This window comes from Pseudarthrobacter sp. NPDC058329, from assembly GCF_042879835.1.
Classification (GTDB): Bacteria; Actinomycetota; Actinomycetes; order Actinomycetales; family Micrococcaceae; genus Arthrobacter.
The window spans coordinates 31,399-46,744 of record NZ_JBHVZR010000007.1 but is presented as its reverse complement, the minus strand read 5'-3'; the positions used below and the strand labels follow the sequence as shown (position 1 = coordinate 46,744).

The 15,346-nt window shown below is 66.0% G+C and carries 11 protein-coding genes; 5 read left to right on the top strand and 6 right to left on the bottom strand.

Annotated elements, in window-relative coordinates; translation table 11 throughout:
* Positions 1-475: 475 nt before the first annotated feature.
* From ACFVYC_RS11310 to ACFVYC_RS11295, 4 genes are all read left to right on the top strand, one after another.
* Positions 476-1,414, top strand: coding sequence for a BTAD domain-containing putative transcriptional regulator (locus tag ACFVYC_RS11310; RefSeq protein ID WP_387549875.1), 939 nt, complete (start codon positions 476-478; stop codon positions 1,412-1,414).
* A 134-nt stretch (positions 1,415-1,548) separates the two neighbouring features.
* On the top strand, positions 1,549-5,220 hold the full coding sequence (gene mfd / locus ACFVYC_RS11305; protein ID WP_387549874.1) for a transcription-repair coupling factor: 3,672 nt from the start codon (positions 1,549-1,551) through the stop codon (positions 5,218-5,220).
* Positions 5,221-5,226: 6 nt separating this feature from the next.
* Positions 5,227-6,054: a metal-dependent hydrolase gene (locus ACFVYC_RS11300; protein WP_387549872.1), complete on the top strand. Its 828-nt coding sequence runs from the start codon at positions 5,227-5,229 to the stop codon at positions 6,052-6,054.
* Between the two features lie 127 nt (positions 6,055-6,181).
* A complete protein-coding gene (locus tag ACFVYC_RS11295; protein ID WP_387549870.1) occupies positions 6,182-7,522 on the top strand; it encodes an S-layer homology domain-containing protein in 1,341 nt (446 codons plus the stop codon).
* An 86-nt stretch (positions 7,523-7,608) separates the two neighbouring features.
* Here ACFVYC_RS11295 and ACFVYC_RS11290 read toward each other — a convergent pair whose 3' ends face one another.
* The 6 genes from ACFVYC_RS11290 to nirB form a co-directional block, all read right to left on the bottom strand.
* Positions 7,609-7,872, bottom strand: a complete 264-nt coding sequence (locus ACFVYC_RS11290) for a hypothetical protein (protein WP_387549868.1) — start codon at positions 7,870-7,872, stop codon at positions 7,609-7,611.
* A 51-nt stretch (positions 7,873-7,923) separates the two neighbouring features.
* Positions 7,924-8,640: a deoxyribose-phosphate aldolase gene (gene deoC, locus ACFVYC_RS11285; RefSeq protein ID WP_387549867.1), complete on the bottom strand. Its 717-nt coding sequence runs from the start codon at positions 8,638-8,640 to the stop codon at positions 7,924-7,926.
* A 135-nt stretch (positions 8,641-8,775) separates the two neighbouring features.
* Entirely contained in the window at positions 8,776-9,633 is an 858-nt protein-coding gene (locus tag ACFVYC_RS11280; protein ID WP_387549866.1) for an FAD-dependent oxidoreductase, read from the bottom strand.
* Positions 9,634-9,834: 201 nt separating this feature from the next.
* A complete protein-coding gene (locus tag ACFVYC_RS11275) occupies positions 9,835-10,983 on the bottom strand; it encodes a uroporphyrinogen-III synthase (RefSeq protein WP_387549865.1) in 1,149 nt (382 codons plus the stop codon).
* Between the two features lie 14 nt (positions 10,984-10,997).
* The gene (gene cobA / locus ACFVYC_RS11270; protein WP_387549863.1) at positions 10,998-12,032 is read right to left on the bottom strand and encodes a uroporphyrinogen-III C-methyltransferase; all 1,035 of its coding nucleotides are present in this window, start codon (positions 12,030-12,032) and stop codon (positions 10,998-11,000) included.
* 2 nt (positions 12,033-12,034) lie between these two features.
* Entirely contained in the window at positions 12,035-14,680 is a 2,646-nt protein-coding gene (gene nirB / locus ACFVYC_RS11265) for a nitrite reductase large subunit NirB (protein ID WP_387549861.1), read from the bottom strand.
* A 270-nt stretch (positions 14,681-14,950) separates the two neighbouring features.
* On the opposite strand from nirB, the gene nirD reads away from it, so the two are divergent.
* Positions 14,951-15,337, top strand: a complete 387-nt coding sequence (gene nirD, locus ACFVYC_RS11260; RefSeq protein ID WP_387549860.1) for a nitrite reductase small subunit NirD — start codon at positions 14,951-14,953, stop codon at positions 15,335-15,337.
* Positions 15,338-15,346 lie beyond the last annotated feature (9 nt).

The following is a 15,346-nucleotide window of genomic DNA, read 5'->3' as shown; positions in this document are numbered from 1 at the left end:
AGCAGTTCTACAAGGAGATGGCGTGGCTCGCGGACCAGGAGATCTCCACCGGCTGGGAGGAGCCTGGCGGCACCGTGACGTACCGCCCGTTCCAGGCCGTCAGCAGGGATGCGATGGGAGCGTTCCTCTTCCGACTGCACAACCCAACGGCTGACTAAAAATACGAAATACCAGTCAAAAGGGGCAGGCTCCGGATCACTCCGGGGCCTGTCCCTTGCCCTTCGGGCTACTTGGAAGTACCTACCCGCAGTACTTGCTTGCTTTATCCGCCAGCGGACCAAATTACTTGTTTTTCAAGTCGAGTACTTAAACAAGTAGTGCCCGGACGATGCCCGGGTACGTGTCTTTTCCGCCTGGGCAAAGTCAGGTATCGGCGACGCTTGTTGGCCACTTTTCACCGTGTCACGGTGGTTCTGGAAAGCCGGAAGAACAGCACTACCGCTGATTCATCCGACGGGGGACATTGGAGGCAATCGTGGGGAATACTCCTGCACCGCAAGGACAAATTTCGGTTCGTCTGTTCGGCACGTTCGAAGTGAGGCGCAACGGCGTCACACTGTCCGCTGCTGATATGGGCGGCTGCAAACCGCGCCACATCCTTGAAATACTGCTGCTGAACCTGGGCAGTCCAGTTTCCAAGAACCGCATCATCGAAACCCTCTGGGGGCCGGCCGCGGGCCACGGAACGGTGGCAACACTCGAAAGCTACATCAGCGGCATCCGCCGCGCCATCCAGCCGGGCAACACAAAGAACGGTCCACTTCGCACAGCCAATGGCGGCTATGTCCTGGACCCGGCTTTGGTGGAGCTGGACCTGGCCCGGTTCCGCCATCTGGTCGACGAGGCGGAGCTCGCCTCGCCCCCGGACGCCTACACCATGCTGACCCAGGCGCTGGAACTGTCTGCGGATCCGTTGCTCGGTTCCGAACTCGCCTTCGACTGGGCGGACGAGGCAAGGGCGGGCCAGGAAGCTGAGAAGGTGGCGGCGCAGGTCAAGGCGGCAGAGGCCGCCGCTTCAGCAGGTCGGCCCATGGATTCCATCCAGTGGGCACAGCGGGCAGTAGAGTCCGACGCGCTCAACGAGCGTGCCTGGACGCTGCTCATTACGGGCTACGAACAGTTGGGGCTGCCGGCTGAGGGATTGTCCGCTTACGCCCGCTGCAGGGCGGTGTTTGATCGGGAACTTGGTTGCGCTCCCGGGCCGGCGCTGCAGGCCGCACACATGAGGCTCCTCCGGCAACGGGCCGAGGTGAACTCGGACCTTTCAGAAGTTATGGCAGCCCTTGTTTACCTCGGGGACAGCTTGGACGGGCAGAGGAACTCCTGGGGCCCCGCAACCGACGAGGGCTTCACGCGGGAAAACGCGGGGCGCATTGTGACCTCATTCCTGCGCCGCGCACGCGTCGCCGTCTGAGACCGGGCAGCCGCCGGGGCCGACAGCAGCCCATGGGCCCAGCCCTCGCTGTAGGGTAGGAATACCCGGGATTCTTATGAATTCCGGGTATTCGCGTTGCCTGCGATCCGCTGAACCCCACAGGAGCTTTTGCCATGAGCCTTCCCGGCCCGTCCACTGCCGGCCATTCCAGCGCGGGCCCGTCGCTGGACGGACTGCGCCGCGCGCTCGCTCCGGACCAGACTTTCGCCCGCGTCCGGGCCGAGGCTGCCCGCGGCTTCGACGCCCGGGGCCAGGACTACCAGATCAGTGCGCCCGCCGGACTGCGGCCGGTGCTTTTGGCCGAGATGGCGGATGGAGTAGCGGCAGGCGGAGCGTCCTACGGCGCCGGGCCGGGGGTGGTGCTGGCGGTCACGGCTACCGGCCGCGAGGCAGAGGACCTGACGGCCGCGCTGCGGGCCTACCTCCCGGCGGACGCCGTCGCTGAGTTCCCCAGTTGGGAAACCCTCCCGCACGAACGGCTCTCACCGCGCTCGGACACCGTGGGCCGCCGCCTCTCCGTGCTCCGCCGCCTTGCGCACCCGGAAAGCTCGACGGCGGGATCGCTCCGCGTGGTGGTGGCGCCTGTCCGCGCCGTGGTGCAGCCCGTGGTGGCCGGCTTGGGCGAACTGGTTCCGGTCACGCTGAAGGTAGGCCAGGAGCGGCCCTTCACTGAGGTGGTGCGGAGCCTGGCAGACGCCGCGTACGCCCGCGTGGACATGGTGACGCACCGTGGGGAGTTCGCAGTCCGCGGCGGCATCATCGACGTTTTCCCGCCCACCGAGGACCACCCCGTCCGGGTGGAGTTCTTCGGCGACGAGGTGGACCAGATGCGCTGGTTCGCCGTTGCGGACCAGCGCTCGCTGTCCTCACCCGGGCTGCACCATCCCACCGAACTGCATGCTCCGCCGTGCCGGGAAATCCTTATCACCCCCTCCGTGATGTCGCGGGCGGCAACGCTGAAATCCCAGCTTCCGGCCGCGGCCGACATGTTGGAAAAGATTGCCGGCGGGATCGCCGTGGAGGGCATGGAGTCCCTGGCACCGGTGCTGGTGGATGCCATGGTTCCATTTGTGGAGCAGTTGCCTGCCGGTTCCATTTCGGTGATCATCGAGCCCGAGAAGGTCCGTACCCGCGCCCACGACCTCGCCGCCACGAACGAGGAATTCCTGGAAGCGGCATGGTCCACTGCCTCCGACGGCGGGACCGCGCCGCTGGACCTCAGCTCGCAGGCAAGCGCTGCGCTGCACTCCGCCAGCTTCCGTTCGTTGACCGAAACGCGGACCTCTTCCCTTGAGCACGGTGTCTCCTGGTGGTCCATCACTTCGCTGGCGCAGGACGAGGAGCTGCTGCCGGACATCGATGTCCTGAACCTGCACGCACGCGAACCGCGGGGCTACCAGGGCGACGTGGCGGAAATGATGGAGTTCATCGGGTCCCATGTGCGGGACCAGTGGCGGGTCGTTGTGGCCACCGAAGGTCCCGGGCCGGCCCAGCGCCTGGCCGAACTGTTCCACGACGCCGACATCCCGTGCGCCAGGGTGGACAGCCTGGACCACGAGCCCCAGGCCGGCATCATCGAGGTGACCACTGCCGCCGTCGGTCGCGGTTTTGTCCTGGACGGCCTCAAACTCGGGCTGCTCACCGAAGCCGACCTGCTGGGCAGGACTTCCGCCGGGTCCACCAAGGACATGCGCCGCATGCCCTCCAAGCGGCGCAACGCGGTGGACCCGCTGCAGCTGGTGGCGGGCGATCACGTGGTCCACGAACAACACGGCATCGGGCGCTTTGTGGAACTGATCCAGCGCAAGGTGGCCGGCGGCGGTGACGGGGTGCGCGAGTACTTGGTCCTGGAATACGCGCCGTCCAAGCGCGGCGCCCCGGGGGACAGGCTGTTTGTCCCCACGGACCAGCTGGACCAGGTGACGCGGTACGTGGGCGGGGACACTCCCGTCCTGAGCAAGATGGGCGGCGCCGACTGGGCAAGCACCAAGTCCAAAGCCCGCAAAGCTGTCAAGGAGATCGCCGGTGAGCTGATTCGGCTGTACTCGGCCCGGATGGCCTCGCGGGGACACGCTTTTGGGCCGGACACCCCATGGCAGCGCGAGCTTGAGGAAGCTTTCCCGTACGTGGAGACGCCGGACCAGCTGACCACGATCAACGAGGTCAAGGCGGACATGGAGCGCGAGATCCCCATGGACCGGCTGGTCTCGGGCGACGTGGGCTACGGCAAAACGGAGATCGCGGTGCGTGCCGCCTTCAAGGCGGTGCAGGACGGCAAGCAGGTGGCCGTGCTGGTACCCACCACCCTGCTGGCCCAGCAGCACTACGAAACGTTCACCGAGCGGTTTTCCGGCTTCCCGGTAAGGGTCAAGGCACTGTCACGGTTCCAGGGGACCAAGGAAACCAAGGAGACCGTGGAGGGCGTCAAGAGCGGCTCCGTGGACGTCGTCATCGGTACGCACCGGCTGCTGTCCAAGGACTTTGAGTTCAAGGACCTGGGCCTGGTGATTGTGGACGAGGAGCAGCGCTTCGGGGTGGAGCACAAGGAAGCGCTCAAGAAGATGCGCACCAACGTGGACGTGCTGGCCATGAGCGCCACCCCGATTCCCCGCACCCTGGAAATGTCCCTCACGGGCATCCGGGAGACCTCCACCCTGGCCACGCCGCCCGAGGAACGCCATCCCGTCCTGACGTACGTTGGCCCCTACACGGACAAGCAGACGTCCGCTGCCATCCGGCGTGAACTGATGCGCGAAGGCCAGGTGTTCCTGGTGCACAACAGGGTGTCCACCATCGAGCGCACGGCCGCCAAGATCCGTGAACTGGTACCTGAAGCGCGGGTGGAGGTGGCCCACGGACAGATGTCGGAGAGCCGCCTTGAGCAGATCATCGTGGACTTCTGGGAGAAGCGCTTCGATGTGCTGGTGTGCACCACCATTATCGAAACCGGCCTGGACATCTCCAACGCCAACACGCTGATCGTGGACGGGGCGGACAAGTACGGCCTGTCACAGCTGCACCAGCTCCGCGGCCGCGTGGGCCGGGGACGCGAGCGCGCCTACGCCTACTTCCTCTACCCGTCCGAGAAACCGCTGGGCGAAGTGGCGTTGGAACGGCTGAAGGCCGTGGCCACGCACAACGAGCTGGGCGCTGGCATGCAGCTCGCCATGAAGGACCTTGAGATCAGGGGCGCCGGCAACCTGCTGGGCGGCGAGCAGTCAGGCCACATCCAGGGCGTCGGCTTCGACCTCTACATCCGCCTGGTGGGGGAGGCGGTAGCAGACTTCCGCGGCGAGGCCGAGGAGAAGGCTGCCGAAATGAAGATCGAACTGCCGGTCAATGCGCACCTTCCGCACGACTACGTACCGGGGGAGCGGCTGCGCCTGGAGGCCTACCGCAAGCTGGCGGCCGCACTTACCAACGAGGCCATCGAAGAAGTACTGGCTGAGCTCGTGGACAGGTACGGCGAGCCGCCGCTGCCGGCCCGGAACCTCGTGTCCGTGGCGCGCTTCCGGGTGGGTGCCCGCGAAGCCGGCCTGTCCGATGTGGCCCTTCAGGGCAACTTCATCAAGTTCTCTCCCGCGGCCCTTCCGGAGTCCAAGGTCATGCGCCTCAACCGGATGTATCCCGGTTCCCAGTCCAAGCCTGCCCTGGATGCAGTACTGATCCCCAAGCCGAAGACAGCGAAGATCGGCGGGCGGGACCTGCAGGACGCGGAGATCCTGGAATGGGCCAACGGCGTCATCCGGAACATCTTCTCCGACCAGCCGCTGGCGGTGGGATAGACCTTGATGGGAGGACACCACGCCGCGTCGGGAGCCGCGGCGTGGGTAGCTATTGCCTCAACGGGGCCGTACACGCTGGGCTGGTACCCGCTGGATGCCACCGGCATCCTGATCGGCGGAATGGCGACGGCCGGAACTGCCCTGGTGTGCGACTGGGACCACCGGCACAGCACGGTGGCGAATTCCCTGCCGCCGCTGTCCAACGTCATCGCGGTCGGGATTGAAAACGCCAGCGGCGGCCACCGGCAGGGTACCCACTCCGTGCTCGGAGCAGCCTTCTTTGTGCTGCTGGCAACCTTGGCCGGACAGGTCCAGGTGCAGACGGACTGGGGACTGCTGTCCGTGGGCGCGGGGCTGCTGTGTATGTTCATGATCAACATCGCGGCCAAAGCCCTGAAGCTTTTTCCGAAGGCGGGCTTCATCAGTAACTGGGTTTTTGCCCTGACCATGGCCGGGCTGGTCACCTGGTTCGCGCCGGACCAGTGGACCTGGCTCCCTGTGTCGATGCTGACCGGCGTCGTTGTGCACATCGTGGGTGACCTGATCACCACAGGAGGCGTGCCGCTGCTGTGGCCGATCGTCATCCGGCCACCCAAACTCCTCCGCAAGGTCCCGCTGCTCCGCCAGGTCTGGCGGCCCAATGGCGCACTGTCCTTGCCGTTGCTGGGCCGCGCAGGATCGAAACGTGAGTGGCTGCTCTTGATCCCGGTGAGCGCCTACGCCATGGTGGGGCTGTGCCTGGCCGGGTGGTCGCTCGCCGGAGAGAGCTGGCAGGCCCTGGACTTCTTCCGCACCATCACCGATTTCGCTGTGGGGACAGGTCCGGCGAACTAACTCCTTTCGCTTGGAAATCATCGTCAACTCTGGTCCCAAGGGTTTCCCAAGATCGCCCGAGCATAGTGGGCGCACGGGAAGCCGCGGGTGGAAGCGCTCCCGCCAATGGATGAGGAGATGGTTTCAAATGCAACAAAACAAATTGAGCCGGGGTCCCGACGGGGCCGGGCACCGGCACCTGCTGGGGAAGGCAGCGGCGGGCCTGACTGCGGGGGCGATTCTTGCCTCGGTAATGTCAGTCCCGGCAGCCGCGGTACTTTCCGAGACGGGTCCGATCGACCCCACTCACGGCTACCCGGCCTGGTTCTCGGACGGAGGCAATGCTGCAGCGGGGCTGGATCCGCTGCAACTCGAACTGTGCCTCGATGGTCCGTTGTGCCTGGCAACTGCCGAACGTCCCAACCCGGACCAGCCGGTGTCCTTCCCCGACAACTTCCCGGGGGAGGCCTTCTGGTGGACAGGTGAGGCGTCAATCGACTCGGGAAACACCAGCGCACTGCTGGTACTGGCGCAGGAGGCCGCCTTTGTCAACGAGGACCCCGTTGAGGGGGACCAGGTGGCATTCAGCCGGGTGCGGATCCGTATTGACGGCGTGGCTGCGAACTCGAATTACACCGTCACGCATCCGTACGGAACGATCACTTTGCCCTCTGATGCGGCCGGCAGCATCAACTTCACCGAGGACCACGGCTGCTTTGACACCCCGTGCAACCAGCAGACATTCGAACGGGCGGCGAACGGTACAGTCGGCCCGTTCCTGCGCTGGACCTCAGGGGCGCCGGAGGGATACATCGGCGACCCCAACCAGGTGCACGCGGTGGTGGGCAGCCCGACGGGGAACAACTTCTTCCAGGTAGAGGGGCCAGGCATCAGCCCTCTGCGGACGGACCTGTTCGCCATCCAGGGCAAACTTGCCGGTGTGTTCTCCGACGTAGCCACCACCCATCAGTTCGCGGATGCAATTGCATACGCGAAGAACGAGGGAATCACCACGGGCTACCCCGACGGAACGTTCCGTCCGTTGGGCTCGACCGAACGTGGTGCAATGGCCGCGTTCCTTTACCGGTACACCGGCCAAAGCGATGCCACGTTCACCCCGCCCACCACGGCGACGTTCACCGATGTGCCCACCAACCACCAGTTCTTCAAGGAGATCGAGTGGCTGAAAAATTCGGGCATCACCACCGGGATGACTCCCACCGTGTTCGCTCCCAACGAGCATGTAAGCCGCAAGGACATGGCTGCCTTCCTCTACCGGTTGTCAGAAGAGCCCGAGTTCACGGCGCCGGCAGCGTCACCTTTCAACGACCTCACCCCTGACAGCCAGTTCTACAAGGAAATTACATGGTTGCAGGACCAGCAGATCACCTCCGGGTTTGATGACGGCGGCTACCACCCGTTCGAGAACGTGCAACGGCAGGCAACCGCCGCGTTCCTGTACCGGATGGCCGGATCGCCCGCCGTATAACGGACCAGGAAATCCAGCAGTAATCACGGCAAACAAAAGACCCCCCGGAACATATCCGGGGGGTCTTTTCCGTGAACTTTGAGGGCTTAGTGCTCGCCGGCTGAATCCGAGCGGCCGAGGATGGTCTGCGGGATCCAGTACGCCAGTGCGAACAGCGCCAGGCAGGCGGCCATCGGCCACGGGTTGCCCAGCGTCAGGAAGGACAGCGAGTAGATTGAGCCGAGGAACAGGGCCATGCACACCACGAAGAGGAAAATGCTCGTGCCGAGCTTGTTCTCGTTCTGGGGCGTCTGCAGGGTGCCCTGGTCAGACGCTGAGCCCTGGTTGGAAGCCGGGATACTGCTGGACATTAGTTCCTCCTTTGGCCCGCGGGCCTCAATCTGTGGCGGCTCCGGTTGCCGTCAGTAGGAGGATGAACCCTGTTCACCCTTGACGATGGCAATGCCGGAGCTGGCACCAATACGTGTTGCACCTGCAGCAATCATAGCCTGCGCGTCTTCGAGGGACCGCACGCCGCCGGAGGCCTTCACGCCGGGGCCGGGGCCCACCGTCTTCCGCATCAGGGCGACATCCGCTGCGGTGGCACCTCCGCCGTTGAAGCCTGTTGAGGTCTTGACGAAATCGGCGCCGGCTTCCACGGCGGCCTCACAGGCGAGGACCTTCTGACCATCCTCCAGCAGCGCTGTTTCGATGATGACTTTGAGGATCGCGCCGCTGGCGTGGACTGCCTCTGCCACCGCTGTGATGTCCTCAACCAGCGCACCCTTGTCCCCGGCCCTGGCGGCCGCAATGTTGATCACCATGTCCACCTCGTCGGCGCCGTCCAGCACCGCGCCCCGGGCTTCGAAGACCTTGACGTCGGTGGGTGTGGCGCCCAGCGGGAAACCCACCACGGAACAGGTCAGGACACCGGAACCCTTGAGGGCAGTCTTGACGGTCTTCACCCAGATGGGGTTAACGCACACGGACTTGAAGTGGTATTCCGCGGCTTCGGCGCAGACCTTGAGGACGTCAGCTTCTCCCGCCTCGGGCTTCAGCAGTGTGTGGTCGATGAAGGATGCGATGGTGCCCGATCCGGTGGCGGAAGTGTGAACGGAAGGGGTGGCTTCGTTGCTCATGATGGTCCTCTCCAGGGGCCTGTGGCCAGGGCGCTGTAACGCCCATGACTCGTTTCGGGAACCATCTTGCCACAGCCGGAGCGCCCGTCCCCGGGCGGACGGCCGCGCGGGTAGGCCGCGGGGCGGCCGCCGCGGTCAGGCAGCCGCCGGCAAGGCAGCAGGAGCAGAAGCCGTCAGCAGCTGCGTGGCGCAGGCGCCCGCCGCGGAAGCAGCAGCAACGAGCAGCCCCAGCCGGACGCCGTCGAACGCTGCGGCGTCACCGAGTGCCCAGATGCCCGGGACGGACGTCCGGAAGTCCTCGCTGATGACGATCCCGCCGTTTGCTGCCGTCCGGAGGCCGGCGCTGGCCGCGAGCCCGTCCCGGGACACCCGCTCCTCGGCAAGAACCACCAGGTCGCCGTACATGCTGCTGCCATCCTCGAAGACTACTCCGGAGGCGGCGAAGCCTGACCCTGATACGGCGGGCATCACGGTGGCCGGCCTGGCGGTGGTGCGGATGGGGCGCACACCCCGGGCGCGGAGGACAGCTTCCGCCTGGCCGGCAGCGGCGCCCGTGCCCACCAGGATTCCCAGGGGACGCCTGCCCAGTTCCCGCGTGACCTCGCTGACGGCTTCGCCGATGCGGGCGGCGTCGTCAATGGTGGAGTAGCTCAGGCACCGGCCGGCGCCCGTCACCGGGCTGGCTACCGGTGCCGACCCGGTGGCGATGACCAGCTGGTCGTAGCTGAACTCCATGCCATCCGCCGTCGCAACAGTCCGGTTCTCCGCGTCGATGTAGCTGGCCGGCTGGCCGAAGCGGACGGAAACCTGCGGGAGCAGCGCCAACTCCAGCAACTCTTCCGGGGTGTCGTCCCGGTTGCTCAGCACGGTGATGGTGCCGCTGAAACGTGCACGGTCCAGCTGGCTGACGAGAGCCTGCGCAGCAGGGCCCGCCCCTGCGATGACAATGCGGGTAGCGGGAATGGTGGAGGTGGAGGGTGCCGGAGCGGACATGTGCTGGCCCTTTCGCTGGCGGCCGGAAGCCGGCCGGAACTTCGTGATGGAACCCAGCGTAGGCCCGCGCTTTTTCCGGCGTGTTTCCCCGCAGTTGCCGTTTAACCGGTCCGTGTTCGCCAATATTTACCGGCCGGTAACAGAACCCGTGACGTGGCTCTCATTCCTCCGTTGGTCGACACATTTGGCCCCCTGGGGCAGCTAGACACGGATGCGGTAACCGCGTTTCACCACTGTCTCCACCAGGCTTCCGTCCGGCAGCGAAGAACGCAGCCGGCTCACGGTCATGTCGAGGGCGTGCACCGATCCGCGAAGTTCCAGCAGGTCCGACAGCGACTCGCGGGACAAGACGGCGCCGCCGGCACCCAGCAGGGCGCGGAGCAGCAGCAGCGGGGCGGGCGCGAGTTCCACAACCTGGCCGTTGATGCGGAGGCTGCGTCCGCGCAGCTCGATGTTGCCGCTCCGGGTGTCCAGCCGCCGGACGTGGTTCAGGGCGAGGTGTTCGCACACCAGCCGGATGAGCGCCCCCATCCGGAACCGTTCCGGTACCAGGGGTGTCACGCCGGCATCGAGCAGTGGCTGTGCCGTGACCGGCCCCACCACCGCGGTGGTGACGTTGGTCTTCAGGCTTTCGATGAGCTGTTTGTAGACACCCATTTCGTGGGCGGTGCTCCACATGGCGTCGACGGCGGGCGCACTCGTGAACGTCAGGACGTCGAGGTTCCCGCTGCACGCGGCCTCGATGAGGCGGGGAAGCCTGTCCGCGCCGTCGGGCTTCACCCAGCGGTATGGCGTGACGGTCAGGACCGTGGCGCCGGACATGCGCAGGCGCTCCAGCTGCCGGACATCGGTGTAGCCGTGCAGCTGCACCGCCACCGTTTTGCCACGGACGCCCTCGGCGAGCAGCATGTCCACCAGTGTGGCGGTGGTTTCGTCGCTGCTGATGCCGACGTCGGCAAGCCCCGCCGCGCGCACGGCGCCGCGGGCTTTGGGGCCCCGGACGAACATCCGGCAGGCGCCCAGGGTTTCCAGCAGCTCATCGCCGATGCCGAAGGAATCCGCCGCCTCGCACCAGCGGCGCATGCCGTAGGCGGTGGTGGCGATGCAGAGATCGGGCTTGGCCGCGATGATGGCCCTGGTGTCCTCAATGAGGCGCATGTCCTCCTGCACTGGAGCGATTTTCAGCGCAGGAGCGTGCAGCACCTCGGCGCCCCGGCGTTCCAGGGCTTCAATCAGGTCCTGGGACCGCCGGTGCGAAGTGACACCGATGCGGAAACCCTCCAGAGGGGCTTCGGTGGCGTCGGGCGCTTCTTCAACCCGCGGCGTTTCGGCCGGTGCAAGTGCAGTCATGGAGGTCAATCCTTTCACGAGCCCAGCAGCGAGGCCGCCAGCCTGTCCAAATCGGCGGCGGCCTCAGCATGCCCGCGGTTGGCTTCCGCCACCCGAACCACCTCGCCGATGACCAGCACAGCGGGGTTGCTGCAGCCGGCGGCTGCAGTGGTGATGGTGCCGAGGTCGGCAATGGTGGTGCGCTGCCCGGGCCGGTAGCCGCGCTCCACAACGGCCATGGGCATGTCTGAGCGCATCCCGGCCCTCCGCAGTCCGGCGGCAAGCTGGTGGAGGGTGCCGATACCCATCAGGACAACGATGGTTCCGCCCAGGCCGGCCAGGTGGTGGTGCTCCTTTTCCGTGAGGGGTGCATGTCCGGAGACCACGGTGAACATGTGGCTGACTTCACGGTGCGTGACCGGAATTCCGGCTGCGGCAGGAACAGAGATGGCGCTGGTGACGCCTGAGATGACGCGGACCGGCACCCCGGCTGCCACGCAGGAGGCAACTTCTTCGCCGCCGCGTCCAAACACGTACGGATCGCCGCCCTTGAGCCGGACCACGTTGTTGCCTGCAAGGGCACTTTCCACCATCAGCTTCTCGATGTCGCCCTGGCTTACCTTGTGGTGGCCGGGCTTTTTGCCGACGTCCACCAGTTCGGCGGAGGTCAGGGAAGCCAGGTCCTGGCACGGGGCCAGCCGGTCAAAAAACACCACGTCGGCGTCACGGAGGGCCTTGACGGCCCCGACGGTGAGCAGCTCGGTTGTTCCCGGGCCGCCGCCCACCAGGGTGACGTGGCCAACGGGTCCGGCCGCCGGCTCGGCGGCAACGGGGATCCCGGTGGCGCGGCAGCGGTCCAGCAGGAGCTCCCAGCCGGGCTGGCCGTCGTCGACCGCGGCAACAAGGAAGGGACGTTCGGGCAGCGGGCCGTCGTGCCCGGCACCCTGCGGGGTGCTGAGGCGGGAGACGACGGCGCCGGCGGCTTCGTAGCGGCGGACCGCCTGGCGCGCCGCGTGGTCAGAGCCGGTGACCAGGACTTCGCGACCGGTCAGATCAATGCTGAGCTGCATGCCTATACCTCGTTCTCGTCCAGCAGTTCGGGCGTGGAGGGCCTCACCGGGATGGAGGCCCCGATCAGTACCTTGCCCTTTTCTTCCTGGGTGGCCGGGCGCATCTGCCCGCGCTCATCCGGGACAAAGGTGATGGAATCGTCCTTTTGGTCGGGTGCGTTGACGAAGGAGCGGAACCGGCGCAGCCGCTCGGGGTCCTTGAGGGTGTCCGCCCACTCATCCTGGTAGGTGTCCACGTGTTTTGCCATGGCGGCTTCCAGGTCCTCGGCGATGCCCAGGGTGTCCTTGACCACCACGTCCTCAACGTGCTTGATGCCGCCGTCGAGCTCTTCCTGCCAGCGGGCGGTGCGCTGCAGGCGGTCGGCGGTGCGGATGTAGTACATAAAGTAGCGGTCGATGTACTTGATCAGCGTTTCGTCGTCGAGGTCCTTGGCCAGCAGCTGGGCGTGGGCGGGGGTGGCGCCGCCGTTGCCGCCGACATACAGGTTCCAGCCGTCGGCGGTGGCGATGACGCCAACATCCTTGCCGCGTGCTTCGGCGCATTCGCGGGCGCAGCCGGAGACACCCATCTTCAGCTTGTGCGGGCTCCGGAGGCCGCGGTAGCGGAGCTCGAGCTGGATGGCCATGGCCACCGAGTCCTGTACCCCGAAGCGGCACCAGGTGGAGCCGACACAGGATTTCACCGTGCGAAGGCTCTTGCCGTAGGCCTGGCCGGATTCAAAGCCGGCGTCAACGAGTTCCTTCCAGATCTCGGGAAGCTCCTCGAGGCGTGCGCCGAACATGTCGATGCGCTGGCCGCCGGTGATCTTGGTGTAAAGGTTGTACTTTTCGGCCACGGCCGCGATGACGCCCAGCTTCTTGGGAGTGATCTCGCCGCCGGCGATGCGGGGGACCACCGAGTAGGTACCGTCCTTCTGCATGTTGGCCAGGGCGCGGTCGTTGGTGTCCTGCAGGGTGCCGCGGCCCGCGTCCAGGACGTAGGCGCTGTTCTGGCTGGCGAGGATGTTGGCGATGGTGGGCTTGCAGATGTCGCAGCCCGCTCCTGTGCCGTACTTGGCCATGATCTCTTCGAAGGACGACAGTTCCAGGACGCGGATGGCGTCGAAGAGCTCCTGGCGGGACAGCTCGATGTGCTCGCAGAGGGCCTTGGAAACCTCGACCCCGGACTTGGTGAGCTCGGTTTCCAGCAGCTTCTTGAGCATCGGGACGCAGGAACCGCACTGGGTGCCGGCCCGGGTGCAGCCCTTCAGCTCACCGAGTTCCTGGACGGGGGCGTTGCCCTCGCAGGCCCCGCAACCGTTGATGGTGTCGCGGATGGTTCCGGCGGTGACATTGTTGCAGGAGCACAGGGTGGCGTCGTCCGGCAGCTCGGTTTCCGGGGCGTCGCCGCCGCCAGCCGCGCTGAGGAACGCGCCGGGTTCTGCTGGAAGTTCGCGGCCCAGGAGCGGCCGGAGGCTCATGTACGGTGAGGCGTCACCCACGAAGATGCCGCCGAGCAGGGTCTTGGCATCGTCTGTGGTGACAATTTTCTGGTAGACGCCGCGGGCGGGGTCGGCGTAGACGATTTCGAGCGCGTGCTCGGTCTTGGCGAATGCGTCGCCGAAGCTGGCGACGTCGACGCCGGAGAGCTTGAGCTTGGTGGCGGTGTCGAAGCCGGGGAAGGTGGCGTCTCCGCCGTGGAGGCGGTCGGCGACGATCTCTGCCATGGTGTTGGCGGGGGCAACCAGGCCCAGGCACATGCCGCCGAAGTTGGCCACTTCACCAATGGCCCAGATTCCGTCCACTTCGGTGGCGCAGTAATCGTTGATGACCACGCCGCCCCGCTGGCCCAGGGAGAAGATCTGCTCCTCGCCCTCTGCGGCGCGGAAGAGCTCGTCACGGGGGCGGACACCAATCGCGACGATCACCAGGTCGGCGTCGATGATGCGGCCGTCAGCCATGAGGACACCGGTGACCTGGCCGTCGTCGTCGGAGAGTACTTCCGAGGGGAAGACACCGCCGTGGACTTCGAAGCCCTTGGATTTGATGAGCCGGCCCATTGCCTGGCCCGCGCCTTCATCCAGCTGGGTGGCCATCAGCCACTGCGAACCGTCGATGACAATCGGGTTGGCGCCGAGCTGCTCCGTGCCGGCCGCCGACTCGAGCCCTAGGAGGCCGCCGCCGATGGTGACGGCGTTGACCTTGCGGCCGAGCTTTTCCGTGAGCTCCGTGATGGCCTTGTTAATGGCCCAGACGTCTTCGAGCGTCCGGTAGACGTGCGTGTGCTCGGCGCCGGGGATGGGAAGCCGGGCGGCATTCGAACCCGTGGCAACCACGAGTTCGTCGTATTCGAAGACGCTTCCGGCTGCCGTTTCCACCGTTTTGGCGTCGTGGTTGATTTTGGCGACGCGCTCACCGGTCCTCAGCGACAAGGCATCGTGGTCCCACATGGACGCCTGGCCGAGTGTGAGGTCGTAGTCCATTTCGGTCAAGGCCTTGGAGAGTGCCACACGGTCGTAGGGGAGGTGGGCTTCCTCGGTGAGGACCGTGACATGCCAGCCGTCCAGGCCACGGGCGTACATAGCGTCCGCAAAACGGTGGGCCGCGGGGCCGCCGCCGGCGACGACGATGCGGCGCGGAGTCTCGGTGCTGGAAGTCTGTTCGGTCACGGTGGGCCTTTCGCATGGGCCGCAGACGGTTCTCTGCAGCCTTCTCTGACGAGTGTTCCTCCAGACTAGGGAGCCGCAGTTTCGCTTCAGTTTCCCAAATGTTTCGTCAACTTAACTTCTGCATCACGAACGCGTTTCCGGCTGCGTGAGGTGTCTTTTACGCGCCGGACACATTCACTGCACCCCTTTGAAACACCCGCGGCCTAGCGTGGAAAACGGCTGCAGAGGCGGCCAAAGGCAAGGATTACACGCACAGGGAGAGGAGCCGACATGACGGCAACACTGGAACTTGGGGCACCCGCGGCCGGTATTGATGAGGCCGTACCGGGCATCACGGCCGGCTGGCACCGCGTCTGCCTGGTGGATGATCTGGAACCCGCCTGGGGTGAAGCAGCCCTCGTCGCAGGACGCCAGATCGCGCTATTCCGCACCGGACCCGGCGAAGTGTTCGCGGTGGCCCACGAGGACCCGGCCACCGGAGCACACGTGATGGCCCGGGGAATCCTCGGATCCCGGGGAGCCCGTCCCACCATCGCCTCCCCGCTGCACAAAGAGGTCTATGACCTGGAGACCGGCGAGTGCTTCAGCACCCCCGGCCTAAGCCTTGCAACGTTCAACACCCGCATCGCGGACGGTTGCGTCGAGATCGAACTCTAAACAGCATCC